Origin of the sequence: Salifodinibacter halophilus (assembly GCA_012999515.1) — a bacterium.
Taxonomy (GTDB): Bacteria; Pseudomonadota; Gammaproteobacteria; order Nevskiales; family Salinisphaeraceae; genus Salifodinibacter; species Salifodinibacter halophilus.
Genome location: JABEEB010000001.1, coordinates 1,385,200 through 1,409,508, shown reverse-complemented (window position 1 = coordinate 1,409,508; position 24,309 = coordinate 1,385,200). Strand labels below are relative to the sequence as shown.

Annotated in this window: 25 protein-coding genes; 12 read left to right on the top strand and 13 right to left on the bottom strand. The window is 61.3% G+C overall.

Translation table 11 applies throughout. The features are described from left to right. Positions 1 to 187: 187 nt before the first annotated feature. Together HKX41_06455 and HKX41_06450 are read left to right on the top strand one after the other, a co-directional pair. The gene (locus HKX41_06455; protein NNC23795.1) at positions 188 to 1,162 is read left to right on the top strand and encodes a malate dehydrogenase; all 975 of its coding nucleotides are present in this window, start codon (positions 188 to 190) and stop codon (positions 1,160 to 1,162) included. Positions 1,163 to 1,178: 16 nt separating this feature from the next. Further along, entirely contained in the window at positions 1,179 to 2,162 is a 984-nt protein-coding gene (locus tag HKX41_06450; protein NNC23794.1) for a hypothetical protein, read from the top strand. On the opposite strand, the gene HKX41_06445 is transcribed toward HKX41_06450, so the two are convergent. The 4 genes from HKX41_06445 to acs all read right to left on the bottom strand — a co-directional run bounded on the left by HKX41_06445 (position 2,163) and on the right by acs (position 6,753). Next, on the bottom strand, positions 2,163 to 3,389 hold the full coding sequence (locus tag HKX41_06445) for a molybdopterin molybdotransferase MoeA (protein NNC23793.1): 1,227 nt from the start codon (positions 3,387 to 3,389) through the stop codon (positions 2,163 to 2,165). It lies immediately after the preceding gene. Then, positions 3,386 to 3,982, bottom strand: a complete 597-nt coding sequence (locus HKX41_06440) for a molybdenum cofactor guanylyltransferase (protein ID NNC23792.1) — start codon at positions 3,980 to 3,982, stop codon at positions 3,386 to 3,388. Before HKX41_06440 ends, HKX41_06445 begins: the two co-directional genes overlap by 4 nt. Before the next feature lie 52 nt (positions 3,983 to 4,034). Further along, positions 4,035 to 4,610: an HNH endonuclease gene (locus tag HKX41_06435; GenBank protein NNC23791.1), complete on the bottom strand. Its 576-nt coding sequence runs from the start codon at positions 4,608 to 4,610 to the stop codon at positions 4,035 to 4,037. A gap of 187 nt (positions 4,611 to 4,797) precedes the next feature. Further along, entirely contained in the window at positions 4,798 to 6,753 is a 1,956-nt protein-coding gene (gene acs, locus HKX41_06430) for an acetate--CoA ligase (protein NNC23790.1), read from the bottom strand. Positions 6,754 to 7,024: 271 nt separating this feature from the next. Between acs and HKX41_06425 the strand changes: the two genes are divergently transcribed. From HKX41_06425 to HKX41_06410, 4 genes are all read left to right on the top strand, one after another. Continuing rightward, the gene (locus HKX41_06425; GenBank protein ID NNC23789.1) at positions 7,025 to 7,321 is read left to right on the top strand and encodes a DUF2007 domain-containing protein; all 297 of its coding nucleotides are present in this window, start codon (positions 7,025 to 7,027) and stop codon (positions 7,319 to 7,321) included. Between the two features lie 27 nt (positions 7,322 to 7,348). Further along, positions 7,349 to 8,167: a bifunctional DNA-formamidopyrimidine glycosylase/DNA-(apurinic or apyrimidinic site) lyase gene (gene mutM, locus HKX41_06420; GenBank protein NNC23788.1), complete on the top strand. Its 819-nt coding sequence runs from the start codon at positions 7,349 to 7,351 to the stop codon at positions 8,165 to 8,167. A gap of 73 nt (positions 8,168 to 8,240) precedes the next feature. Next, positions 8,241 to 8,642 carry a DUF1232 domain-containing protein gene (locus HKX41_06415; protein ID NNC23787.1) on the top strand — a complete coding sequence of 134 codons (402 nt, stop codon included), beginning with the start codon at positions 8,241 to 8,243 and terminating at the stop codon, positions 8,640 to 8,642. 100 nt (positions 8,643 to 8,742) lie between these two features. Continuing rightward, complete coding sequence (locus tag HKX41_06410) at positions 8,743 to 9,381, top strand: cation/multidrug efflux pump (GenBank protein NNC23786.1); 639 nt, start codon at positions 8,743 to 8,745, stop codon at positions 9,379 to 9,381. Positions 9,382 to 9,402: 21 nt separating this feature from the next. On the opposite strand, the gene gltX is transcribed toward HKX41_06410, so the two are convergent. Genes gltX through HKX41_06395 form a run of 3 tightly spaced genes read right to left on the bottom strand, consistent with a single transcriptional unit; the run spans position 9,403 to position 13,029 of the window. Then, positions 9,403 to 10,848, bottom strand: a complete 1,446-nt coding sequence (gene gltX, locus HKX41_06405) for a glutamate--tRNA ligase (protein ID NNC23785.1) — start codon at positions 10,846 to 10,848, stop codon at positions 9,403 to 9,405. A 15-nt stretch (positions 10,849 to 10,863) separates the two neighbouring features. Next, entirely contained in the window at positions 10,864 to 11,673 is an 810-nt protein-coding gene (cysQ, locus tag HKX41_06400) for a 3'(2'),5'-bisphosphate nucleotidase CysQ (GenBank protein ID NNC23784.1), read from the bottom strand. 21 nt (positions 11,674 to 11,694) lie between these two features. Next, positions 11,695 to 13,029 carry a DEAD/DEAH box helicase gene (locus tag HKX41_06395; protein ID NNC23783.1) on the bottom strand — a complete coding sequence of 445 codons (1,335 nt, stop codon included), beginning with the start codon at positions 13,027 to 13,029 and terminating at the stop codon, positions 11,695 to 11,697. A 309-nt stretch (positions 13,030 to 13,338) separates the two neighbouring features. On the opposite strand from HKX41_06395, the gene trxA reads away from it, so the two are divergent. Both trxA and rho read left to right on the top strand, forming a co-directional pair. Next, positions 13,339 to 13,668, top strand: a complete 330-nt coding sequence (trxA, locus tag HKX41_06390; protein NNC23782.1) for a thioredoxin TrxA — start codon at positions 13,339 to 13,341, stop codon at positions 13,666 to 13,668. Between the two features lie 65 nt (positions 13,669 to 13,733). Next, entirely contained in the window at positions 13,734 to 15,272 is a 1,539-nt protein-coding gene (rho, locus tag HKX41_06385; GenBank protein ID NNC23781.1) for a transcription termination factor Rho, read from the top strand. A 153-nt stretch (positions 15,273 to 15,425) separates the two neighbouring features. Here the strand turns inward: rho and HKX41_06380 are convergent, their stop codons facing one another. From HKX41_06380 to rph, 6 genes are all read right to left on the bottom strand, one after another. After that, positions 15,426 to 15,653, bottom strand: a complete 228-nt coding sequence (locus HKX41_06380) for a hypothetical protein (GenBank protein NNC23780.1) — start codon at positions 15,651 to 15,653, stop codon at positions 15,426 to 15,428. A gap of 53 nt (positions 15,654 to 15,706) precedes the next feature. Then, positions 15,707 to 17,002, bottom strand: a complete 1,296-nt coding sequence (locus tag HKX41_06375; protein ID NNC23779.1) for a citrate synthase — start codon at positions 17,000 to 17,002, stop codon at positions 15,707 to 15,709. A 115-nt stretch (positions 17,003 to 17,117) separates the two neighbouring features. Beyond that, positions 17,118 to 17,306 carry a CPXCG motif-containing cysteine-rich protein gene (locus tag HKX41_06370; GenBank protein ID NNC23778.1) on the bottom strand — a complete coding sequence of 63 codons (189 nt, stop codon included), beginning with the start codon at positions 17,304 to 17,306 and terminating at the stop codon, positions 17,118 to 17,120. Continuing rightward, entirely contained in the window at positions 17,303 to 18,505 is a 1,203-nt protein-coding gene (gene hemW / locus HKX41_06365) for a radical SAM family heme chaperone HemW (protein NNC23777.1), read from the bottom strand. The genes HKX41_06370 and hemW overlap by 4 nt, the downstream gene beginning before the upstream one ends. After that, positions 18,498 to 19,097 carry an RdgB/HAM1 family non-canonical purine NTP pyrophosphatase gene (gene rdgB / locus HKX41_06360; GenBank protein ID NNC23776.1) on the bottom strand — a complete coding sequence of 200 codons (600 nt, stop codon included), beginning with the start codon at positions 19,095 to 19,097 and terminating at the stop codon, positions 18,498 to 18,500. Before rdgB ends, hemW begins: the two co-directional genes overlap by 8 nt. 5 nt (positions 19,098 to 19,102) lie before the next feature. After that, a complete protein-coding gene (gene rph, locus HKX41_06355; protein ID NNC23775.1) occupies positions 19,103 to 19,804 on the bottom strand; it encodes a ribonuclease PH in 702 nt (233 codons plus the stop codon). Positions 19,805 to 19,958: 154 nt separating this feature from the next. On the opposite strand from rph, the gene HKX41_06350 reads away from it, so the two are divergent. From HKX41_06350 to HKX41_06335, 4 genes are all read left to right on the top strand, one after another. Continuing rightward, a complete protein-coding gene (locus HKX41_06350; GenBank protein ID NNC23774.1) occupies positions 19,959 to 20,822 on the top strand; it encodes a YicC family protein in 864 nt (287 codons plus the stop codon). Positions 20,823 to 20,875: 53 nt separating this feature from the next. Further along, positions 20,876 to 21,457 carry a guanylate kinase gene (gmk, locus tag HKX41_06345; GenBank protein NNC23773.1) on the top strand — a complete coding sequence of 194 codons (582 nt, stop codon included), beginning with the start codon at positions 20,876 to 20,878 and terminating at the stop codon, positions 21,455 to 21,457. A gap of 184 nt (positions 21,458 to 21,641) precedes the next feature. Continuing rightward, positions 21,642 to 22,061 (top strand): DNA-directed RNA polymerase subunit omega, encoded by a 420-nt coding sequence (rpoZ, locus tag HKX41_06340; protein NNC23772.1) that lies wholly within the window; start codon positions 21,642 to 21,644, stop codon positions 22,059 to 22,061. 84 nt (positions 22,062 to 22,145) lie between these two features. Beyond that, entirely contained in the window at positions 22,146 to 24,305 is a 2,160-nt protein-coding gene (locus HKX41_06335; protein ID NNC23771.1) for a bifunctional (p)ppGpp synthetase/guanosine-3',5'-bis(diphosphate) 3'-pyrophosphohydrolase, read from the top strand. Positions 24,306 to 24,309: the final 4 nt, after the last annotated feature.

Below are 24,309 nucleotides of genomic sequence, written 5' to 3'. Positions count from 1 at the left end.
TCGGTCGCACTGGCCGGGTGTCGCGTGGCGTGCGCAAAGCTTCGGAACCAGTCGGAATCGTTGCGATCGTCGTAAACGACGCCCGCTATATCGCATACCGGATGCTTAGCGTGGCTGCCTGCGCTATCCTGCGGGATCTTAAGTTAGTGAGATACGTGCGCTCGTTCTACCCGATATGGAGTCGACCATGAAACAACCCGTTCGTGTGGCCATTACCGGCGGTGCCGGTCAGATCAGTTATTCGCTGATCTTTCGTATAGCGGCCGGCGATATGCTGGGCCCGGATCAGCCGGTAATCCTCCAGTTATTGGAGATCCCACCGGCGCTTGATGCCCTGAACGGCGTGATGATGGAAGTCACCGACTGCGCGTTCCCGCTGGTTCACGGTCTGTTTGGCACCGATAAAGCGGAAGAAGCGTTTGCGGACGCCGATATTTGTCTGCTTGTCGGTGCCAAACCGCGCGGGCAAGGCATGGAGCGCGCCGATCTGCTCAAGGCCAATGCCGAGATCTTTTCGGTTCAGGGCAAAGCGATCAACGATGTGGCCGCCGCGGATGCGCGCGTTCTGGTCGTTGGCAATCCCGCCAACACCAACGCGCTTATCGCCAAAGCGAACGCGCCGGATATGGACGCAACCCGCTTTAGCGCCATGATGCGCCTCGACCACAATCGTGCGCTCGGTCAGTTGGCACTGAAGACGGACAGCTACGTCACCGATATCGACAACCTGTTCGTCTGGGGCAATCATAGCGCGACCCAGTTTCCCGACATCAGCCACGCACGTGTGGCCGGTAAGCCGGCATTCGACTGCGTCGACCATGATTGGTACGCGCAGTCGTTCATTCCGACGGTTCAGAAACGTGGTGCGGCGATTATCGATGCCCGTGGCGCGTCCAGTGCGGCTTCGGCGGCCTCGGCGGCCATCGACCAGGTTCGTGACTGGGTCCAGGGCACCGAGACGATCGTCAGCATGGCTATCCCGGCCGATGGGAGCTACGGTATCGAGCCTGGAATCATGTTCTCGTATCCGGTGATCTGTCGCGACGGTGAATACGAAATCGTCCAGGGTTTCGAATCCGACGAATTCGCGCGCGCCAAGATCGCCGAAACCGAAAACGAACTCCGCAGTGAGCGGGAGGCCGTGGCGCACCTGCTTGGCTGAGCCGACCCCAGAGACGATGCCCGTGGCATCGCATGCCGGTGCGGCCGTGCCTGAGCCGCGGACCATCGTGGCCGATGACGGTTGGCCGCTGGCCGTACGCCACTGGGCTGGTGAGCAGCCGCGGGCGATCGTCATTGTGGTTCACGATCTGCGTGACCACACGGGACGCCACAATCGTTGGGCGAAGCACCTCGCCGACTCGGGCGTGGATGTTGTCGCTTGCGATCTTCGAGGCCACGGCGAAACCACGCACGCGGTCGACCACGGTATGGTCGAGCCGCGTCCGGTTTGGCGAACCCTGATCGCCGATATTGGGCGCGTGCGTCGATATGCGTTGGCTGAACTCGGCGTTAAGCCGGTGTTTCTGGTCGGACTTGGGGATGCCGGCACTGATTTGGTCCAAAGCGCGGTTCAGGCGCAGGGGCGTCAATATGCGGGGGCTGTACTGATCGGCCCTGGCGGCGTCGGCCGGCCCAGGCGCACGTTGATGCGGTGGTTGAGTCGGCTTGGATATGGGTGCCGTGGACCGACAGCGTCGGCAACATGGCTCGATCGTTGGCCCGCGCGTGTCTATCAACGGCGGGCTGGACATAAGCGAGGCGTGGCCAGGGACGCATCGGGGTCGCCAACGATGTGGCGCATGTGTGCCGTCGAGCCAGCAGCCGCCTACGCGGCGGATCCATTGTGTGGCGGCGTATTGCGGCTTCAGACGCTGGCGGGGGTGCTGGCTGGTGCCGCCGAGGCCGGTCGACGCTCGCGGCGGCTGCGCGTCCCGCCTGAGTTGCCGGTGCTCATTCTAGCTGGTCGTCGGGATCCGGTTGGCCAGCAAGGCCGAGAGCCGCGTCGTTTGGCACGGCAGCTCACCAACGATGGCTATCGCGACGTCTCGCATTACTGTTATGACGGCGCTGGACACGATCTGTTGTTCGAGTCGGCCGGTGATGATGTGCTGGCTGACCTGAGCGCGTGGATCGATAGGCGACTGACGGCGGCTGGCTGATCAAGCCCAGAGCCGTTGTGCAAAAGGCTCGACGTTGACCGCTGAGCCGGCTGCGGCGCCTTCGCTGTCGGCGGGCAGGACAATGAAACAGTCGGCTATACCCATCGAGCTCAATACGCCCGAGCCCTGGTGTCCCAGGGCGCGCACATAGGCCTGGCCAGCGTCGCTCGTCAACTGTTGGCCACGCATGAACTCGGTTCGGCCTGGTTTGCGTTCGATGGTCTCGGCGAGTTGGCGTTGATGGCGTTGGGCAGCGGCGGGCTGACCACCGGCTAAGCGCGCCAGCGCTGGTCGCACAAGCTGTGTGAACGTCACGGCCGCCGAGACTGGATTGCCCGGTAGGCCGAAGAAACCGGTGCCGCCGAGATGCCCGAACGCCAGCGGCTTGCCGGGTTTGATCGCGACCCGCCAGAAATCGACGTTGCCCTTGGCCGCCAGTGTTTCGCGCACGAAGTCAGCATCGCCGACGGATACGCCGCCGGTGCTGACGATCGCGTCGGCTGATTCGCCACGTTCGAGGGCTGCTTCAAGTGCTTGCGGATCGTCGGGCACCCGGCCAAGGTCAAGTGTGTCGAATCCGAGTTCGGCCAACAGGGCTGCCAGCATGGGGCGATTGCTGTCGTACAGTTGGCCCGGCCCAAGTTCGCGCTCCGGCGGCTGTAGCTCGTCACCGCTCGAAAAATAAGCGATGCAGGGCCGTCGAAAGACTGGCACTGACATCTGCCCGAGGGTCGCTAACACGCCGATATCCGTCGCCCGCAGATATGAGCCAGCGGCTAATACACGCTGGCCGCGGCAGATGTCGTCGCCCGCCGGGCGCACATGGGCGCCGGGTGCCGGTGCGGCATCGAGCGCTACGTGTTGGCCATTGATCTGGGCCTGTTCCTGCATGACAACGGCATCGGTGCCAGTGGGCAGCCACGCGCCAGTCATGATCCGTACGCATTCGCCCGCGCCGACGTTGTCAGTAAATGGATGACCGGCGTGGGCGGTGCCCACCAGTGTTGCGCCGGTATCGGCCGATACCGTATCGGCGGCCATGGCAAAGCCGTCCATGGCCGAGTTCGCGGCGCCCGGCACGTCTATCGGTGCCACGATATCGGTTGCCAGAATACGGCCCAGTGCCGCGTCGAGGCTAATTGTCTCGACGTTAGCCACCGGTTTGGTGGCAGCCAGAATGCGCTGTCGGGCTTCATCAAACGTCAGCATATCGGCGGGAGGGCTCATGTGGGCTCCAATTGCTTTTCAACGTTTGCCACGTCGGCGGGTGTGTTTACGTTGAGGAAAGGGGTGTCGTATTCGAAAACGGCCTCGGCACAGTGTAGATCGGCCTGCCACTCGCCTACGCTGGTGATGCCGGCCGCGCGCGCGGCGACAAGACGCTCGAGACAGCGACGGCGGCAAAGCGCATGCATACGCTGTGGCCCAGCTGGTGTCCGCACGATGGCCAGGTCCGCGGACGCCGTCAGTGCGTCAAACAAACGGTTGGCCAGATCAGTTGGTAATAGCGGCGTGTCGATGGGGACGATCAGTAAAAGGTCGGCAAGGCTCGCGTGGAATAACGTTTCGATACCGGCCAGCGGGCCATTGTTGATGTCGCTATCTGGGAAAACGCCAAAGCCCAGTGCCCGGTAGGCGTCGAGGTTGCGGTTGGCATTGATCAGAATCGGGTCGCACTGGCCGGCGACTCGATTGACGGTGTGTTCGATGAGTGGTCGGCCGGCAACGCGTACCCAACCTTTGTCGGCGCCGCCGAACCGCTGGCCGGTGCCGCCGGCGACAATGCCGGCGGTGGGGGGATGCGAGTGTGCACTGTTCAACGTAATTTTGGATTCGATGTCACGTCCGCGTGGGGATGCCGCGGCGATCGATTTATGACAGGCCGCGGCCTCGCCGGGGTGCAAGCCGTTCCAGAAACGCTTGTTGGTCAGCGAGTATCCGCCGGTTGGACAGGATCAGCCATTCAGCCAGGTTGGGCTCGTAGGGCAGGGCCATCAGTTTCATACCGGCTTGTTCCGGTGTTCGGTTGTCTTTCCGGCGGTTGCATGGCCCGCACGCCGACACGACGTTGGTCCATTCGTGGGCGCCGTTGCAGGATTTGGGCACGACGTGCTCGATCTGCATGCGGGCATAGGTCAGATGGTCACCGCAGTAGAGGCATAGGCCGCCATCTCGGTGATAGAGCTCGCGCCGTGTGAGCGTTGGCACTAGATTTTGACTGTAGCGGTGCGACCGGTCCTCGACCGCGATGATCGAGTCGATGTCGATGCTGCTGCGGCGGCCGGTCTCGCGGGAGCGGCCACCGCGTAGCCGAATTTTGGCACTGCCGGCTCCCCACGCGACCTTGTCGGTGAAATGGAGGCCGACGGCTTCCCGCCAGTCGATCCATGCGACTGGCAGCCCGCCCACATCGAGTTTCAATATCCGCGGAATCGCGCCTTGATTAATCACGCCCGGCGTCCTCACTCGTCCACGTATACCTCGTTTGTACCGTGTACGCGCGACTGGCGCAACTTTTATCGACCGCAGGCCGCCCCCGCATCGGGATCGTCAAGCCATTGCATGGCGCCGGCTCGAAGACACCTCGGCCACGGTTGCCCGTGTTGGCCGGTGGTGTCTTGAGCCGGCGTGTGGCTCAATGCCCTTCGGCTTGTAGTTGTTTGACGATCTGGGGATTTTCCAGCGTCGAGGTGTCCTGCGTGATTTCGTCCCCCCGGGCCACGCTGCGCACGAGACGGCGCATGATTTTGCCCGAACGCGTCTTGGGAAGTCCGTCTGTGAATCGGATTTCCTCGGGTTTGGCGATTGCGCCGAGTTGCTTGCTGACCCACTCTCGCAATTCGTCGGCCAAATTATCGGCACTGGCGTTGGCCTGTAGTATGACAAAGGCGACGATTGCTTCGCCCTTGACGTCGTGCGGGCGCCCGACGACTGCGGCCTCCGAAACCGATTTATGCGCTACGAGCGCCGATTCGACCTCCATGGTCCCGAGCCGGTGACCGGAGACGTTGACCACGTCGTCGGTGCGGCCGAGTATCCGGAAGTTGCCATCGGCGTCGCGTTGTGCCGAGTCGCCGGCGACGTAGGTAAAGCTGTCGAACAGGCCGAAATAGGTTTCGCGATAGCGTTCGGGATCGCCCCAGATACCACGCAGCATGGAGGGCCAGGGCTGTCGTATGACCAGATAGCCACCGGCATTGGCGGTTTCGACGCGCTCACCCGATTCATCAAGTATGTCTGCCGAAATACCCGGCAGTGGTTTCGAGACCGAACCGGGTCGCGTCGTGGTGTATGACGGCAGCGCGGTAATCATGTGTGCGCCGGTTTCGGTTTGCCACCAAGTGTCGACGATTGGGCAGCGCTCGCCGCCGATCACGCGGTAATACCACATCCAGGCTTCTGGATTGATCGGCTCGCCGACCGTGCCGAGCAGGCGCAGACTGGTCAGGTCGTGACGCTCGGGATATTCATCGCCCTGGCGCATCAACGCACGGATGCCAGTGGGCGCCGTGTAGAACACGCTGACGCCGTGTCGCTCGACCATCGCCCAAAGCCGGTCTGGCTCGGGATAAGTGGGCACGCCCTCGAACATCACCTGCGTGACGCCGCAAGCCGTGGGGCCGTAAGCGATGTAGCTGTGGCCCGTAACCCAGCCAACATCGGCTGTACACCAAAAAATGTCGCGTTCGCCGAGATCAAACGTCCAGCGACAGGTGCAGATCGTGCCCAAAAGATACCCACCGGTCGAGTGGTAGATGCCTTTCGGTCGCCCGGTTGAGCCGGACGTGTAGAGGATGAATAGCGGGTGCTCCGAGTCGACGGCGACGGGCGGGCATTGGGTTGATTGTTCCGCTACGGCTTTGTCCCAGTCCACGTCGCGTGCCGAGTTCAAGTCGATGTCGATACCCGCGCGCCGATAGACAAATACTGTTTCGACCGAGTCGCAACCCTCCGCGAGGGCTTCGTCGACGGTTTTTTTCAGTTGGATCAGTTTGCCGCCGCGATAATTGCCGTCGGCGGTGATGACCGCCCGGGCCTCGGCATCATTGATCCGATCTCGAATGGCGGGTGCGGAAAAACCACCAAAGACAACCGAATGAATCGCGCCGATACGTGCACACGCCAGCATGGCGACCACGGCTTGGGGGATATTCGGCAGGTAGATAATGACGCGGTCACCTTTGCCGATGTTGCTCGCTTTCAGCGTGTTGGCAAAACGACAAGTCCGTGCGAACAGGTCCTGAAAAGTAATGTTTTCGACCTGGCCGTCGTCGCCTTCGAAGATGATCGCCGTTTGGTCGGCGCGCTCCGGCAAGTGTCGGTCGAGGCAGTTGTAAGCGGCGTTTAGTTCGCCGTCTTCGAACCAGCGGAAAAAGGGCGCATCGGAAGCGTTCAAGACGCTCGAAAATGGCTGATGCCAATCGAGATGGTGTCGCGCCTGGGTGGCCCAGAAGCCAGTATGATCACTCGCTGCGGTGTCATAAAGTTGGTTGATGTCCGCTGGCGTTTGATTGGCGCTGTCGACGAAATGTTGCGGTGGTGGAAAAGTACGGGACTCTTCGAGTACCGAATCAATCGGCGAATCCGTCATCGTGTTGCCTCGCTTGGCTGAGCCACTGAAATGGAGCATATTCTGCGGTTGGTGACCGCCGCAACCGACTAAAGTCGTATCGCCTTTGGCGCCTCAGTTTGTGTAGCTGCCGCCGGCTGGTCTTGTAGTAGTCGATTGAGGCGAATACACCAAAGCGATAGTAGCTCGTGGATCGCCGCCGCTGTTATGTTTGTCGTGAGCTTAGTAAAAGCGCCCGGTCGCTTATCGCGGCCGGCCATCGGGGTCGTTGATGGCTGAAAACGAGGTATATGTGGCCAGGGACGCCGTCAATGCCGAAATCGTCAAGGATATGCTGTGCGCCTACGGCATCGACGCCCGGGTTGAACAGGACAACACATGGGCGGGTGCCGCCGCGCTGCCGGCCAGTTTGGCGCCCCGCGTCAGCGTTGCCGATCCCGATGAGCGTCCGCGCGCACGCGAGTTGATCGACGCTTTCGAGCAGGGGCCGGTGGACAGCGGGAACGCCTGGACGTGCCCGGGTTGCAGTGAATCTATCCCCGGTCAATTCGATCGGTGTTGGCTCTGCGATACGCCACGAACCGAGTGAAAGCCGCTCGCATGCGATAATTCGCGGATGCCCGAGTTGCCCGAGGTCGAAACGACCCGCGCCGGTTTGGCGCCGCACGTCGTCGGCCAGGTTGTACACACCGTCGTCGTTCGTGAGTCTCGATTGCGATGGCCGGTGACGCCAACCCTGGCCGAAGAACTGCCCGAACAGACACTGACCGCGCTGCGTCGTCGTGGCAAATATCTTTTGTTCGACAGTGCGGCCGGCACGGTCTGTGTGCATCTGGGCATGTCGGGCCAGATGCGCGTGGTGCCGGCGGATTTGGCGCCAGCGGCGCACGATCATGTGGACGTGGTGCTGGATAATGACACCGCGATCCGTTTCAACGACGCTCGCCGTTTCGGGTCGATTTTCTGGTTGCCGGGCGAGACTGCCGCGTCCTTTTCACTGTTGTCGGCGCTCGGTCCCGAACCGTTCGACGACGTGTTCGACGGTGACTGGCTGTATCAGTCAGCGCGCGGCCGACGAGCCGCAGTCAAGAGCCTGATCATGGATCACCGCATCGTGGTAGGGGTCGGCAACATTTACGCATCCGAGGCGTTACATCAGGCGGGAATTCACCCGCGACGTCCAGCGCGTCGGGTTGGGCGCGCGCGCTATGCCAGGCTGGCCAGCGCCATTCGCGAGACATTGATGGCCGCGATCCGCGCCGGTGGCACGACGCTTCGCGATTATGTCGGCGCCGATGGCGGTCGCGGTTATTTCCAGCTCGATTTGGCCGTCTACGGCCGCTCCGGTGAGCCGTGCCCGCGTGGTTGCGGGCCCATTCGTGCCGAGATCATCGCCCAGCGCAACACTTTCTTTTGTCCGGTTTGTCAGCGCTGATGCAATGCCGCGTCGACAACGTGCGGGTGCTAGTGTTGGCAACAGTAAATCGCAGGCTGAAACGGAGGCGGCCATGAGCAACGACTCCTCAGTGTCCGAAACCAATCTGCCGGTGCCCGTGAGCGTTCGTCACTACGCGGGGCATTATTCGACCCGTGGTTTGTGGCGCAAGCTCGGTCGCATCGCCGGGCGCGTTGGCACCGAGCTGCTCGAAAAAGCACTGCAGCTTTATTACGCGGCCAACAAGCCAGAAACGCCACCCTGGGCGCGTGCTACGGCTTATGGTGCCTTGGGGTATCTGATTCTGCCCATGGATACGGTGCCCGACTGGCTCGCTGGCGTTGGTCTAACCGATGACTTCGGTGCCATCACGCTCGCTGTTATGACCATCGCGCACTACATCGACGCCGATGTGCGCAGGCAGGCTGCGGCCAAGATGGACCAGTGGTTGGGGCGATCCTCGAACGGCCACTAAGCATGGCTCGCCATGGGCGCTTGCCATCCACATTCGCGTTTTCCGGGGATGACCACCGCCAGCACTGCGTGATTGGTCCGGTAGCTAAGCAATGATCGGCGTGAATTTGATTGTCGCCGTCTTGCTCGTTGGCGGTGCCCTGTTATTGCTGCGGGCTGGGCTGCATGCCCGACGCCGACGTCTGGCACGTGCCTCGCGCAGCGGTGTCGGTGGCGGTGTGCTGCTGACACTCGGTGGCCTCGGTGTGGCCGTATTATTCAATTTGTATACGTATCAGCGCCTGACCTACGAGCAGCCCGTCGCGACTTTGGCGAGCCATAAAGTCGGCGACGCTTTGTTTCGCGTACAGATTCGGCCGGCTCACGGATCTGGGCGGACTTTCGAGGTCGCCGGGGCTTCGTGGCGACTGGATGCGCGGGTGCTTAAATGGCGTGGTTGGGCCAATATGGTTGGGCTGGATGCGCGCTACCGTCTGACGCGTCTGACGGGGCGCTATCAGTCGCTCCAACGTGCTCGACAAGCGCAGCATACTGCCTATGATCTCGGCAACAGTGGTGCCGGGCTGGACGTCTGGTGGCTTGCCAACTGGCTTGGCTTGGTGGATACCCGATACGGCGGTTCGGCCTATATGCCGATGGCGGCTGGTGCACGCTATACGGTGGTTCTTAGCCAGAGTGGCCTGGTCGCGCGACCGGCCAACGCCGCGGCGCGATCCGCGACGCGGCGTTGGAATAAATGACCAGCGTGTTGCGCTCAGCCGTTATGCGTTGCCAGTTTCGTCGCTGTCGTCGGCGAAAGCTGCGACTGCATCGTCCAGTCGGGTAAGCGCGGTCTCGCGCTCAAGCAGCGCCAGCGTTTGGTCGATCGGCGGCGACACGGGGGTGCCGGTCAGCGCGATGCGTAGCGGCTGCGCGACTTTACCCATGCCAATCTCGTGATCGCCGGCTACAGCTTGGACGGTCGCGCCAAGCGCATCGGCGTGCCAGTCGGCCAGTGCCATTAGCCGCTCGCGCAGATCAGCCAGCACAGCTGCGGTGCCGGTCCGGATGTGTTTACGCACGGCTTTGTCGTCGTAAGCTGCAACCGGTTGGAACAGATACAAGCTATCCCGGGCCATGTCTTGCATGGTTCGGGCGCGTTTTTGCTGGACCGCCGCGATCTCTGCCAACCGGGTCTGGTCGACGTCGGTGACGCCGAACACGCGCAAGTGCCAGGCGAGTTCGTCGGTCAAGGCTGCCGGGTCGGCCGTCTTGATGTGTTCCTGATTGACCCAGGCGAGTTTGTCCGGATCGAATACAGCGGCCTTGGCCTGGACCGTCTCGAGGGTAAATTTGTCGACGAGCTCGTCGACGCTAAACAGTTCTTGATCGCCGTAGGACCAGCCGAGTCGTGCCAGATAATTTAGTAGTGCCGCTGGCAGGATGCCGTCGCGGCGGAACGTTAGCACGTCGACGGCGCCATGGCGCTTGGACAGGCGTGCGCCATCCGCGCCGAGAATCATCGGTACGTGCGCGTATCTCGGTAGTTCAGTCTCGGCACCGGCCAGAGCGCGGGCGATGTTGATCTGGCGGGGTGTGTTGTTGACATGGTCGTCACCACGGATGATGTCGGTCACGCCGGCGTCGAGGTCGTCGACCACAACACACAGGTTGTAGGTGGGGGTGCCGTCACCGCGCGCGATGACCAGGTCATCGAGCTCGGTGTTGTCGATGGCGACTTCGCCTCGGATGCTGTCGCTAAAATGAACCGTGCCCGACTGCGGATTGGCGAAGCGCACCACCGGTGCAACGTTGGGCGGCGGCTCCGGGAGTGTCTTGCCGGGAGCTGGGCGCCAGGTGCCGTCATAGCGTGGTTTGTTACCGAGCGCCCGCGCTCGCTCACGCATGGCTTCGACTTCTTCTTCGCTGGCATAGCAGTAATAGGCATCGCCCTGTGCGAGCAGCTGGTTGATCGCTTCACGGTGGCGTGTTTCGCGTTCGCTTTGGAACACCGCCGGTTGCTCGTAGTCGAGCCCCAGCCAGTGCAAGGCATCAAAGATTGCCTCGATGGCTTCGGGGGTCGAGCGCGTGCGGTCGGTGTCCTCGATGCGCAGGACGAGCCGGCCGTTTCGCTGGCGCGCGTGCAGCCAGCTATACAGTGCCGTCCGGGCGCCGCCGACGTGCAACATGCCGGTAGGGCTAGGGGCAAAGCGGGCAACAGTGGCCATGACGTGGAGCTCCTGCTAGTCGTCGCTGTCGAGATAACCCAGCCAGTTATGGCTGCGATCGCCGTAAGCGATGAACGCGTTGTTCAATAGCGATTCGGTCTGGTTGTATTCCATCTCGTGGCCTGCGGTGTCGGTCACGCCGCCGCCTGCGACGCTGACGACCGCTTGCCCGGCGGCGGTGTCCCACTCGCTGGTCGGGCCGAGGCGCGGATAGAAATCCGCTTCGCCGGAGGCGATCAAGCAGAATTTCAGCGATGATCCGATGCTGACCGTCTCGTAGTCCGCCATCCGCGCGAGGATGTTTTCAACAGCATCGCTGCGGTGCGAGCGCGAGGCCAGCACACGAGGTTTGGCCGGATCGGCCACGCTGGTCTGGATCGGTTGTGGCGGATTATCGCCGCGCTGTTCGAAGGCGCCGACAGTCTCCGCGGCGAACCAGCAACGTTCGAGTGCGGGGGCGTAGACCACACCGAGGCTCGGCCGATTGTCCTGGATCAGCGCGATGTTAATCGTGAATTCGTCCTTGCCGTTGACGAATTCGCGCGTGCCGTCCAGCGGGTCAATCAACCAGTATTCGTCCCAATCATTGCGGGTTGCAAATGGCACGTCGGCGCCTTCTTCCGAAAGCTGTTCGACTTCGTCGTCGATCGCCGCCAAGCCGTCGCGGATGACGGCGTGGGCCGCCAGATCCGCCTGGGTCAGCGGCGAATCATCCTCTTTGGTCTCGACGTCGAAATCCGAGCGATAAATGGGGAGCGTCGCGTGGCCGGCAGCTTCGGCGACGGCCTTGATTTGATCGAGAAAATCGCGGTCCAGATGTTGCAAGGTAGCTCCAGATCTCCAAATTTAGTTTGTGGATGATTTGGCCGGTTTTTGACCGGCCGAACGGCCCGATCGACGGCGACCGTTCTGGCCGCCGCGTTTTTTCGAACGCGGGTTGGGCGTGGTCAGATCGACGGCGAAATCGCTGTCGGCCGGCACGCTTGCTGTCAGCTTTTGGTCGATAAACGTTTCGATGTCCGGCAGCGAGTAGACGTAGTCTTCGCAGGCCAACGACAGCGCCGTGCCCGAATTACCGGCGCGCGCGGTGCGGCCGATGCGGTGCACGTAGTCCTCTGCGTTTTGTGGTAGGTCGAAGTTAACGACGTGGCTGACGTCGGGAATATGCAAGCCGCGAGCGGCGACATCGGTCGCGACCAGTAGCTGGAGTTCGCCGCTTTTGAAGTTTTCGAGCAGGCGCTGGCGTTTGTTTTGCGCGACGTCGCCGGACAGGATCGAGGCGTTGAAACCGTTGGCTTGCAGCATGTCGGTAAGGCGCTCACCAACCCGTTTGGTGTTGATGAACACGAGCGTGCGGGTGGGCGACAGCGACCTTAGCAGCCCGATCAGCAACGCGGCCTTGTCGTCCTTGGAGACGTGGTAGACGCGTTGGTCGATGGCGTCGATATCGACTTTGTCCTCGTCGGCTTCGATCGACACCGGGTCATTCATATGCTCATAGGCGAGTTCTAGCACCCGGTGCGACAGTGTGGCCGAGAACAACATGCTCTGGCGTTCAATCGGCGGCGGCATCCGGCGCAGCATGTAGCGGATGTCGCTGATAAAACCGAGGTCGAACATGCGGTCGGCTTCGTCGAGCACGACCGTTTCGATGCGTCGGAGCGTATAGATTTTTTGTTTGTAGTAGTCGATGAGTCGACCCGGCGTGCCGATCAGGATGTCAGTGCCGGCACCCAGTGCTTCGCGTTGGGCGTGATAACCGGTGCCGCCGTAGCAGACGGTCGTGGCCAGATCGGTGTCAGCGGTCAGCGCCCGTGCGTCGGCGTCGATTTGCTCGGCCAGTTCGCGCGTCGGTGCGATGATAAGCGCGCGCGGCGCGCTGGCGCCGGCTGGTCCCTGGTCGTTCGAGGCCGGCTGCGGGGCGTCCAGCAACCGATTGATAATCGCCAGCAGAAATGCAGCGGTCTTGCCGGTGCCGGTTTGTGCCTGGCCGGTGAGGTCGCCGCCGGCCAGCGCTCGCGGTAGCGTGCGCGCCTGAATCGGCGTGGCATGCGTCAGCCCGAGTCGCTCCAGGGTTGCGGCGATTTGCGGTTGGAGCTCGAAGCTGTCCAATCGCTGGTTGGTAACCAGGCGTTCGACTGGATCTTCGGATGCTGTTGTGTTCGGACTGGCGTCGTTCATAGTTTAGGCTTTTAAGCCGCGCCGGAATCGAGCAGGTAGCACGGCGATGTAACACGTCGTGTTCGATTTGGTCGCGAGCCGGGGTTGCAAAAAGACGAATTCTGCGCTGCAATAGCGGAAGCAATAAATCGCGCCCGCGTTTGCCTAATTCGCGGTCGCCCGCTCGACGACCGACGCGTAGTCTAACAGCGCGCGGCTTTTTAAGTGCTTCGTATCGAGTTCCTGGCGCGTGCCACCGGGCGCCGGCCGCCGCTTGTTCATGCCTCGGCGTAATTTAACCCTTTTATTGATCCCAATCAGGATATTTCGATGAGTGATAATCTAATCCACACTACCGACGAAAGCTTCAGTGATGATGTGCTCGGCGCTAGCGGCCCGGTGTTGGTCGATTATTGGGCCGAGTGGTGCGGTCCTTGCAAGATGATCGCGCCGGTGCTCGAAGAGCTAGCCGACGAGTACAATGGCAAGTTGACGATCGCCAAGCTGGATATCGACAACAATCAGGAAACGCCGCCGAATTACGGGATTCGCAGTATCCCGACGCTCATGCTTTTCAAGGACGGCGAAGTACTGGATACCAAGGTCGGTTCAGTCTCTAAATCGCAACTAACCGAATTTATCGATGCCCATATTGGCTGATTCAATTACGAGAATCGCCGATCGCGTCTCGAGCCGCATGCGCTCCACAACCCAAATGAATCAACGTGTCTGAAGAAACTCCTGACCAGTCGACCAACGACCAGTCCACTAACTCGAATTCGAACCAGGGCTCGCGTGGCCCCAACCGACGGGGCCGGCGCCGTAAAGGCGCGAATGGTGGTTCGGATCAGGGCAACAATAACGGCAATAACGGCAAGGCCCGTAACAATAATAATCGCGGTCGTAATGGCCAGTCGAAAGGCGGTGCCAAACCGCCCAATGAAGACATCGATGAGGCCGAATTCGAGGCCTACGCCGGTGTCACCGACGACAACGCACCGACCCTTGATTTAAGCGATCTCAAGTCGGAGTCGGCGAGTCAACTGATGGCGCGCGCCGAAGCGCTCGAGCTCGACAACGTTTCGCGCATGCGCAAGCCGGATCTCATCTTCGCGCTGCTCAAAGTGCATGCTGACGAAGGGCAGCGGATCTACGGCGACGGTGTGCTCGAAATCCTGTCCGATGGTTTTGGCTTCCTACGATCCAGTCAGTCGTCGTATCTAGCCAGTCCCGACGATATCTACGTCTCGCCGAGCCAGATCCGGCGCTTCAGTCTGCGGACTGGTGACACCGTCAGTGGCCGTATTCGTCCGCCGAAGGACTCCGAGCGCTATTTCGCGCTGCTCAAGGTCGATCAGATCAACGAGGACGAGCCGGCGAAAGCGCGTGGCAAGGTTCTGTTTGAGAATCTGACGCCGTTGTTCCCGACCGAGCGTCTCATGATGGAGCTCGGGAACGGTTCGACGGAGGACATCACCGCGCGCACGATCGATCTGATCGCGCCGCTCGGCAAGGGCCAGCGCGGTTTGGTGGTCTCGCCGCCGAAGGCCGGCAAGACCATGATGCTCCAGAATATCGCCCAGTCGATCGCGACCAACGAGCCCGAATGTCACCTGATCGTGCTGCTGATCGACGAGCGGCCCGAGGAAGTCACCGAAATGGAGCGCTCGGTGCGTGGCGAAGTGGTCTCGTCGACCTTCGACGAGCCGGCATCGCGGCACGTCCAAGTCGCGGAAATGGTCAGTGAAAAAGCCAAACGTCTGGTCGAGCACAAAAAGGACGTGGTCGTCTTGCTGGACTCGATCACCCGATTGGCACGCGCTTACAACACCGTATCGCCGTCGTCCGGCAAGGTGCTGACCGGCGGTGTCGATGCCAATGCACTGCAGCGGCCGAAGCGGTTTTTCGGTGCTGCGCGCAATGTTGAGGAAGGCGGCAGTTTGACCATAATGGCCACGACCCTGGTAGAGACTGGCTCGAAGATGGACGAGGTCATCTTCGAAGAGTTCAAGGGCACCGGCAATATGGAAGTCCATATGGACCGTCGCATTGCCGAGAAGCGCATTTACCCGGCGATCCACGTCAACCGGTCGGGCACCCGCCGCGAAGAAAAACTGGTCGACCCGGGCGAGCTGCAGAACATGTGGGTCTTGAGAAAATTACTCCACGGCATGGACGATATCGCCGCGATGGAGCTGCTGATCGACCGCATGAAGCAGACCAAGACCAACGCCGCTTTCTTCGAGTCCATGAAGCGCAGCTAGCCGACTGGAGTCGCGCGTCCACGTCGGCGTGCAGCGCCTCAGCACGGCCATAAGCTGCCGGTTGTTTGGGGCAAAATATCGGTGGCCATCTCCCCGCATGGGCGGTGGCCTCGCCGTTCGTCCTGCTGCCCGCGTCGTGTCAGGGACTTGAAATTAGCCTGGCTCGCGCCGCTGTGCTTTGGTTGTAGCGGTCTTGGCGTGATGGCCGCTGTGCGGCTTACGTGTCCGCCGCGCCTTGCCGAGTGCGCGGCTGTAGGCATTGACGCTGAAGCGCGCAATCCGGCCGGTGAGCTGCTGCGGCTTGCCTATCGGATGCCGCGGTTGCTTGGTCACCTTGGCATGGGTGGCGCTGGCCGCATTTGAATGAATCGCCGCGGCCATTCCCGCGGCGATACGGTCAGTACCCGGTTTGTTCGGTATGGAGGCGCTGTGCGCTAGCGCTTATCGGTTGGCACGTAGTCGCGCTGGGTGTAGCCGGTGTACACCTGTCGTGGCCGGGCGATCCGGGTGCCTGGATCGTTCATCATCTCCATCCAGTGTGCGCTCCAACCGACCGTGCGTGCGATCGCGAACATCGGCGTGAACATGTTGGTTGGGATGCCAAGCGCTGCGTAAATAATGCCGGAATAGAAATCGACGTTTGGATACAGTGCGCGCTCGACGAAGTAGTCGTCTTCGAGTGCGACGCGTTCTAGTTCACGGGCTAAGTCGAACAGCCGTTCGTTGCCTTGATTATTGTAGTGATCGAGCACTTGATGACAGTAGTCCCGGATAACTAGGGCTCTGGGATCGAAGTTCTTGTAGACCCGGTGGCCGAAGCCCATAAGTTTGAACGGGTCGTTTTTATCCTTGGCTTTTTCAATGTATTCCGGGACGTTTGAAGCGTCGCCAATTTCGTTGAGCATGTTCAGCACGGCTTCGTTGGCGCCGCCGTGGGCAGGGCCCCAGAGCGCCGCGATGCCGGTCGACAGCGCGGCGTAGGGGTTGGCGCCGGTCGATCCGGCCATGCGCACGGTCGAAGTCGAGGCGTTTTGCTCGTGGTCGGCGTGCAGCATGAACAAGACTTCCAGCGCCTTTGATGCCACTGGATCGACCTCGTAGTCTTCTGCGGGTACCGCGAACATCATCCGAAGTAGATTGGATGTATAGCCGAGGTTATTGCGCGGGCTCATGATCGGCTGGCCGACCGAATGTTTGTAAGCTGCGGCCGCGATCGTGGGTATCTTCGCGATCATTCGATGCGCGAAGGTTTCGCGGTGTTCGGGATCGTGGATGTCGGTAGTGTCGTGATAGAAGGCCGCCAGCGATCCGACGATGCCAGTCATCATCGCCATTGGATGGGCATCGTAATGGAAGCTATCGAAGAAATTCATTAGCGAGGTGTTGAGCATCGTGTGATGCGTGATCGACTCGCGGAATTGATCCATTTGCGTACGCGAAGGTAATTCGCCGTTGATCAACAGATAGCTGACTTCGAGGTGCGAGGCGTTTGCGGCGAGCTGATCGATTGGGTAACCGCGATACAGCAGTTGGCCATTTGCGCCGTCGATAAAGGTGATGTCAGATTCACAGCTACAGGTGGCCGTGAATGCCGGGTCAAACGTGAAAACCCCGGCTGTCTGATTTAGGCCGCGGACGTCCACCGCCGGTGTACCGAGTGTGGGCTCGACGTGCGGGAGCTCGGTGCCGTCGGTCGAGTTCGACCCGGAAAGCGTGTAGTTATCGGCCATGGTTTATCTCCTGACGCGACGGTGGTTTGGGTGCCTGTATGGGCACCGCAGATAGCATTTTGAGCCGTCGATGATACGACCGAGCGGCATCAATCGCTACCCGGTGCTAGTTGGATCAGGTGTTTTCGGGTTCGGCCACCAGGTGTGTGACCCCGTTTTCTGGATCGGCTGACGCCCGGACGGCAATGGGCTGACAGCACACCACGCAGTCTTCGGTAAACTGCTGCTCGCCGGCGAGCACATCGACAGTCAGCGCGTTTGTCTCGCCGCAGTAGGGGCAGTCAATGTCGATGTCTTCGTTCATGATTCGCTTGGCACCAGTTCGGCAAGGATGCTGTCGAGATAGCGCCAGCCTACGGGCGTTGTCGTCAGACGCTCGTCGCTCGCAGTCAACAGGCCCTGCTCGATCTGGCGCTGGCACGTTGTCAGCAGGTTCTCCCACGACAGGCCGGTATGTGGCTCGAAGTCGGCGCGGGCGATGCCCGCTGGTCGCCGGAGGCCGCCCAGTAGGCATTCGAACCAGGCGTCATTGGCTGCAAGCCAGCGTGATTCGGCCACGGCACGCGTGCTCCCGGCCGCGGCTTGGTAACCAGTCGGCCAGCGTAAGCGAGCGGTGCGCTCTATCCGGCCATCGGCGCAGGTCTGTTTGCCGTGCGCGCCGGCGCCGATGCCCAGATAATCGCCGAAGCGCCAGACATGATCGTTATGCCGGCAGAATGCGTCGGTTTCGGCAAACGCCGATATTTCGTAGCGGTGGAGGCCGGCTTCGGTCAGGCGCTCGGCGCCGGCGTCGGCCATCGCAGCGAGGCCGTCGTCATCGATCCGTGCCGGTGGTTGCTTGTAGAACGGCGTGCCCGGCTCGAACGTTAATTGATAATAGGAAACGTGGCTCGGTGCCAGTGCCAGCACGGCGTCGAGATCGGCTGCGGCTTCGTCGATGGTCTGGTCCGGCAGGCCGAACATCAGGTCGCAGTTGATCCGCTGGAAACCAGCGGAACGGGCGTCTGTAACTGCTGAGCGCGCGGCCGCGGCGTCGTGGATACGGCCGAGCTGGGCCAGGTGCGCGTTGTTGAGCGACTGAAGGCCTAGTGATACGCGGTTGACACCGGCAGCTCGCCAATCGGCGAATGCGCCGCGCTTGTTGGTGCCGGGATTGACTTCCATGGTGATCTCGCAGCCATTGGCCAGGCCGAGTGTGTCGTCGATCGCCGTCAGTAGTCGTTCGATCGATGCGCCGGAAAACAGGCTTGGCGTGCCACCGCCGATATAGATCGACTCGATCGATCGCACTTCATCGCGGCTGGCCAAGGCCCAATCGCTAATCAGCGCGTCGATATACGCTGTCTCTGGCAGGTTATCCGGGGCGCGGTGCGAGTTGAAATCGCAGTACGGGCATTTATGGACGCACCATGGTAGGTGGATATACGCAGCCAATGGCACGTCGAGGCGGCGGTCGTGCGTGGGCGATAGTGCCGGTGATGGCGCGCGCGCCGGATCAGTCATCGAGCAGCTCTAGAAGTCGTCGGCACGCCCGGCTCCGGTGACTGCGCTGGTTTTTTAGCTCGGGCGTCATCTCGGCCGCGCCGAGGCCCGACTGACGGTCGATGAAAAGTGGGTCGTAGCCAAAGCCGTGATCGCCGCGCGCGGTGGTGGCGATATGCCCGCGCCAGACGCCCTGCGCGATCAGAGGCGCTGGGTCGTTCTCGCTCTGACAGACGACAATCGTGGCGTGGAATGCGGCGGTGCGCTCGGATTCGGAGACGTGGGCCAGCTCGTTGAGAAGCCGTTCGTTGTTGGCGTCGTCGTCACCGTGTACCCCGGCATAACGTGCCGAGTAAATACCGGGGGCGCCACCGAGTGCATCGACACATAACCCGGAGTCGTCAGCAAGCGCGGGGCGGCCGGTAGCCTTGGCCACCGTGCGCGCCTTGGTGAGTGCGTTTTCGACGAATGTGATGGCCTGTTCCGCGGGGGATGCAACATCGAATTCGGCCATCGACACCAGCGTGATGTCGTGTCCGGCCAGCATCGTGTGCATCTCCGCGGCCTTGCCCTTATTGGCGGAGGCCAGGACCCAGGTTGCCGGGGTGGACATGGTTGTCAGCCGTCGGCCAGCACTTGGTTTTGGTGCGCGATCAGAGCCTGGTTGCCGCTGGTCGCGAGATCGAGCAGCGCATCGGATTCGGCGCGTGTGAAAGCGTGCCCTTCGGCCGTGCCCTGTATTTCAATAAAGCCGCCAGCTTCGTTCATAACCACGTTCATATCGGTTTCGGCACGTGAGTCTTCCGCGTAGTCGAGATCGAGAACTGGTTGTCCCGCATAGATGCCGACCGAGACCGCGGCAATCTGGCCGTGTATCGGGTTCGATTTGAGCCGGCCGCGCGCCATGAGCTTTTGCACCGCGTCCACCAGTGCGACATAGCCACCGGTAATCGAGGCTGTGCGTGTGCCGCCGTCGGCCTGGATAACATCGCAGTCGATCGTGATCGTGCGTGGGCCGAACGCTTCGAGGTCGAGCACGGCGCGTAGGCTACGGCCGATTAGCCGCTGGATTTCCACCGTGCGGCCGCCTTGTTTGCCACGCGCAGCTTCGCGCCCGGTTCGTTCACCCGTCGACCCCGGCAACATACCGTATTCGGCGGTTAGCCACCCACGGTTTGTGCCACGTAGCCAGGGCGGCACGCGCTCTTCGACGCTGGCGGTGCAGATGACCCGAGTATTGCCGAAGGAGACCAGCACCGAGCCATCGGCGTTTTGGGTAAAACCGCGCTGTAACTCGATTGCTCGTAGATCGTCGACCATCCGGCCGCTGGGGCGTTCACTCAATGTTTACTATTCCGCTAGTTGGCAATGCTGTGGAGTGTAGCAGTGTAGCCGGTTGTCGCCGGGCGTTCTAAAGAGGCGCGCTGTCACGTAGACTCGGCGCTAATAGTTTCGCGCTCGCGTGAGCATAATTATGGCCCATAGCATGACCGGATTTGCCCGCCAGCGTCGGGAATCGTCGACCGGCGTCATTGCCGTCGAAGTGCGCACCGTGAATCATCGTCACCTCGAGTGCACGCCCAAGCTCGATAATGGACTTGAGTCACTGGAAGCAAGCGTGCGCGAGCGTGTTGGTCAGCGGTTGGCCCGCGGGCGTGTGGATGTATCTATTCGCCTGGAAGCGGCCGCCGGCAAAACTGACATCACCCTCGACCGAAGTCGCCTTGAAACCGTGGCGACAGCCCTCGAGCAGGTGCGCGACAAAGTAATCGACTGCGATGCACCGGATGCGCTCGCGCTCCTGAACTATCCAGGCGTGGTCCAGCGTGCGGCCGTCGACGCCGACGCGTTGCAAGATGAAGTTCTGGCCGCGCTCGACGAGGCGCTCGATGCGGTCCGAGAACGGCGTCACAGCGAGGGCGAAAGATTAGTCGCGATGGTGCGCGAGCGACTGACCGAGCTGGCTGACCACACCGCTGCGATTCGCGACAATGTGCCGGCCATCGAACAAACGCTACGTGATCGGCTCAAGCGCCGACTCGACGCGCTGGATATCCAGACCGATCCGGCCAGGCTCGAGCAGGAAGTCGCACTCGCAGCGCAGCGTATGGATGTGGCCGAAGAACTCGATCGCATCGATAGCCATCGCGAGTCGATTGCCCAGACGCTGGCCGCTGACGGTGCGATCGGGCGGCGACTCGATTTTTGGCTGCAGGAGCTGATGCGCGAGGTCAACACGATTGGTTCCAAAACGCAGGACCACACCGTCACGGCACACACGGTGGAGGCGAAGACCCTGGTCGAGCAGATGCGCGAACAGGCGCAGAATCTCGAGTAATTTCGAACAACCCTGGGAACAATGGATTGAGCAATAGTGGGATCGACACGCCGGTGGCTGACGGTAACGGAACGGCGCGCGGCCAGCTTGTCGTTATCTCGGCGCCTTCAGGCGGCGGTAAGACCAGCCTGACGCGGGCCCTGATCGACCGAATGGTCGAGCGCGGCCAACCCGCACGTTTTTCCATCTCGCACACGACCCGCGCGCCCCGGCCGGGTGAGGTCGATGGTCGTGACTATTTCTTCGTCGACGAAGCGACCTTCGAGTCGATGATCGAGCGCGGTGCGTTTCTTGAATACGCCCGCGTTTTCGATCGTTATTACGGCACGTCGTTGGCCGAGACCGAGCGTGGTCTGACAGCGGGCGAGCACGTCATGCTCGATATCGATTGGCAGGGCGCGCGCCAAGTGCGTGCGAAGGCTCCGGATGCCGTCACGATCTTCATTCGGCCGCCGGATCGGGACGAGCTGGAGGCTCGTCTGCGTGCGCGTGGCTCCGAGGACGAGACAGCCATCGCGCACCGGCTGGCCGAAGCCGACGAGGAGCTTGCGCATGCCGATGAGTTCGATCATGTCATTGCCAATGATTCGTTCGGACGCGCACTGGGCGCGCTGGATCGTGTGGTTGATGGTTGAACCTGCCGCCACAGGCACAATGATTGATAGCAGCATATTTGTGTGTGCCGGTGGCACGCGCCTTAAAACGGGACCGCGTTTAAAAACCGCCGGTGCCCGGTGGGTGCTTGACGATGCCCTGATGTTGTTTATACGCGCGGCGGAAAGCGCTACAATATAGGGCTAACTAACGAGGTATTGATCGATGGCACGAGTAACCGTCGAAGACTGCATGGCGCGGCTCGGCAATCAATTCGAGTTGACCGCTGTGGCCAGTAAACAGGCACGGCAATTGGCGCGTGGCGCCGATGCGACGCTGGACTGGGAAGAAGACAAACCGACAGTGATGGCGCTAAGAGAAATCGCGGCCGGTCATGTCGACAACGGCGTTCTGGAAAAGACTGATCTGCCGCCAGTTATGCCGAGCTCCGATACGCCGCCGCAGCCGCCGGGTCCCACGCCGGAAGAGCTTGAGGCCGACGAGCTGTCCAGCGGCAAACCGCTCGAAGATCTCGAAAGCGAATTGGGCGGCGGGTCTGCCGCCAAGGGCGCACAAAGCTCGTCGAACGAAGCCAGCGCGAGCGAAGGCACACAGGGTCAGGCGAGCGACCAATCCGAGAGTTAGCGTCGCTGACGTTTTAAAGGCCGCTGACCTAGCGGCCTTTAGAACCGGGTAGCGTGTAACCGCGCGACGTCCTACATTAGGGGTATGCCGCTACCCAGCATTTCCCGTGTTACCTCCCGCATCCGCGAGAACCGGATTTCTAAAAGCCGTGGTATCGATTCGCTCGCGGTTTATCTGAAAAATTACCTGCCGGACGCGTCGATTGCCACCGTCCGCCAGGCCTACGAGTTTGGCGCGTCGCAACACGCCGGACAGTACCGCCAGACCGGCGAAGCCTATATTTACCATCCACTCTCGGTGGCCCGCATCCTCGCCGAAATGCGCTTGGATGTGACCACGCTAGTGGCGGCCATCCTCCACGACGTCATCGAAGATACCGACGCAGTGCGTGACGAAGTCGACGCGCGTTTCGGCAGCCACGTCGCGGAGTTGGTCGACGGCGTTAGCAAACTCGATCGGGCTCAGTTTCATAGCCGGGCCGAGGCCAACGCCGAGAGTTTCCGCAAGCTGATGCTGGCCATGACCCGCGACCTGCGGGTGATTCTGATTAAACTTGCCGATCGGCTGCACAACATGCAGACGCTCGACGGGATGTCCAAGGCCAAGCGTGCCGAAATCGCCCGGGAAACACTCGAGATTTATGCGCCGATCGCGCGCCGGCTCGGCATTAACCGGATGCGAGAACAGCTCGAGGAGCTGGGGTTTGCCAATCTCCATCCCAGCCGATACCAAGTGTTGTCGCGCGCCAGCCGCTCGCTTGCTGGAGACCGCAAATCGCTGCTCCGGGAGATCGAGGAACGGCTGAGCAGTTCGAGTGCGGCCGAAGGCATTAATGCCAGTGTGACCGGCCGACGCAAAAACCTCTATAGCATCTACTGCAAGATGCAGGGTAAAAAGCGTCGTTTTCTCGACGTTTTTGATCTCTATGGCGTGCGTATCATCGTCGATAACGTTGACCAATGTTATCGGGTGCTGGGGATCGCCCACCATCTGTACCGGCCGATAACCGAATATTTCAACGATTTCATCGCCACCCCGAAGCTGAACGGCTATCAATCGCTGCACACCACGGTTGTCGCCCACGGTGGACTGAAGTTCGAAATCCAGATTCGCACCCGCGAGATGGATCAGATCGCTGAATCCGGCGTGGCTGCCCACTGGCAGTACAAGCTTGGCGAACAAGCAGCCAAGATCGGCAGTCTCGATGCCAACGCCTGGCTTGGCGATCTGGCTGAACTTGAAACCGAATCCGGTGATAGTCAGGGGTTTGTCGACAACCTGCGGTTGGATTTGTTTCCAGATGAGGTCTACGTCTTCACACCCAAAGGCCGTATTATTCGTTTAGCCAAAGGGGCAACGCCGGTCGATTTCGCCTATGCGGTGCATACCGAACTCGGCAATAGTTGCGTGGCGGCCCGTATCGACGGCGCGCTTGCGCCGCTGAATACGCAGCTCGAATCCGGTCAGACGATCGAGGTCATCACTGCCCGGCACGCGCGGCCCAATGCCGCCTGGCTGCATTTTCTAAAATCTGCCAAGGCACGCAACGGCGTGCGTGCGTTTTTGAAGAATCAACGCGCCGACAAGGCAGCACGGCTTGGCCAGCGTCTACTTGAGCGCGCCCTGGCTGACCTTGATCTGTCATTGAAGAAACTTTCGAAGGCAGATCGTGAGCACGGTCTGGCCCAGATGGACGTGGCGTCGCTCGACGATTTATACACCGAAATTGGTCTTGGTCAGCGACTCGCACCGCTGGTGGCGCGGCATTTTTTATCCGACGACGCGGCCGATCAAGAAGAGCGCCGACAGAAACCGTTAGCCATCCAGGGCACCGAAGGCCTGGTCGTGGAATTCGGTAGGTGTTGCCATCCGCTACCCGGCGATGCCATTCACGGCCAGGCCAGTGTCGGCCGTGGCCTGGTTGTGCACCGCACGGGGTGCACGTTTTCCGCGCGCCAAGGGGCGTCGGCCGATCGCGTTCAGTTGACCTGGGCGGATGACGTGAGTGGCGAGTACCAGGTCGAAGTCCGCGTCACCGCGCGTGATCGGCGTGGTCTGCTGGCGACGCTGACCGCCCAGGTTGCCGAAGCGGACTGTACTATCGACGATATGTCGTTTCCGGAACGCCGAGAAGCCGTGCTACCGATCCAGTTTCTCGTCTCTGTTACCGATCGGCGACATCTAGCGCGCCTGATGCGCCAATTGCGCAGCGTGCGTGGCGTCGAAAAAGTCGAACGACGCTAGGCCG

Excerpts from the sequence above, each read along its gene's own strand:
- HKX41_06455 (NNC23795.1), top strand. The coding sequence starts at position 188 with ATGAAACAACCCGTTCGTGTGGCCATTACCGGCGGTGCCGGTCAGATC.
- HKX41_06450 (NNC23794.1), top strand. The coding sequence starts at position 1,179 with ATGCCCGTGGCATCGCATGCCGGTGCGGCCGTGCCTGAGCCGCGGACC.
- HKX41_06445 (NNC23793.1), bottom strand. The coding sequence starts at position 3,389 with ATGAGCCCTCCCGCCGATATGCTGACGTTTGATGAAGCCCGACAGCGC.
- acs (NNC23790.1), bottom strand. The coding sequence starts at position 6,753 with ATGACGGATTCGCCGATTGATTCGGTACTCGAAGAGTCCCGTACTTTT.
- mutM (NNC23788.1), top strand. The coding sequence starts at position 7,349 with ATGCCCGAGTTGCCCGAGGTCGAAACGACCCGCGCCGGTTTGGCGCCG.
- HKX41_06415 (NNC23787.1), top strand. The coding sequence starts at position 8,241 with ATGAGCAACGACTCCTCAGTGTCCGAAACCAATCTGCCGGTGCCCGTG.
- gltX (NNC23785.1), bottom strand. The coding sequence starts at position 10,848 with ATGGCCACTGTTGCCCGCTTTGCCCCTAGCCCTACCGGCATGTTGCAC.
- HKX41_06395 (NNC23783.1), bottom strand. The coding sequence starts at position 13,029 with ATGAACGACGCCAGTCCGAACACAACAGCATCCGAAGATCCAGTCGAA.
- trxA (NNC23782.1), top strand. The coding sequence starts at position 13,339 with ATGAGTGATAATCTAATCCACACTACCGACGAAAGCTTCAGTGATGAT.
- HKX41_06380 (NNC23780.1), bottom strand. The coding sequence starts at position 15,653 with ATGGCCGCGGCGATTCATTCAAATGCGGCCAGCGCCACCCATGCCAAG.
- HKX41_06375 (NNC23779.1), bottom strand. The coding sequence starts at position 17,002 with ATGGCCGATAACTACACGCTTTCCGGGTCGAACTCGACCGACGGCACC.
- HKX41_06370 (NNC23778.1), bottom strand. The coding sequence starts at position 17,306 with ATGAACGAAGACATCGACATTGACTGCCCCTACTGCGGCGAGACAAAC.
- hemW (NNC23777.1), bottom strand. The coding sequence starts at position 18,505 with ATGACTGATCCGGCGCGCGCGCCATCACCGGCACTATCGCCCACGCAC.
- rdgB (NNC23776.1), bottom strand. The coding sequence starts at position 19,097 with ATGTCCACCCCGGCAACCTGGGTCCTGGCCTCCGCCAATAAGGGCAAG.
- rph (NNC23775.1), bottom strand. The coding sequence starts at position 19,804 with ATGGTCGACGATCTACGAGCAATCGAGTTACAGCGCGGTTTTACCCAA.
- HKX41_06350 (NNC23774.1), top strand. The coding sequence starts at position 19,959 with ATGGCCCATAGCATGACCGGATTTGCCCGCCAGCGTCGGGAATCGTCG.
- rpoZ (NNC23772.1), top strand. The coding sequence starts at position 21,642 with ATGGCACGAGTAACCGTCGAAGACTGCATGGCGCGGCTCGGCAATCAA.
- HKX41_06335 (NNC23771.1), top strand. The coding sequence starts at position 22,146 with ATGCCGCTACCCAGCATTTCCCGTGTTACCTCCCGCATCCGCGAGAAC.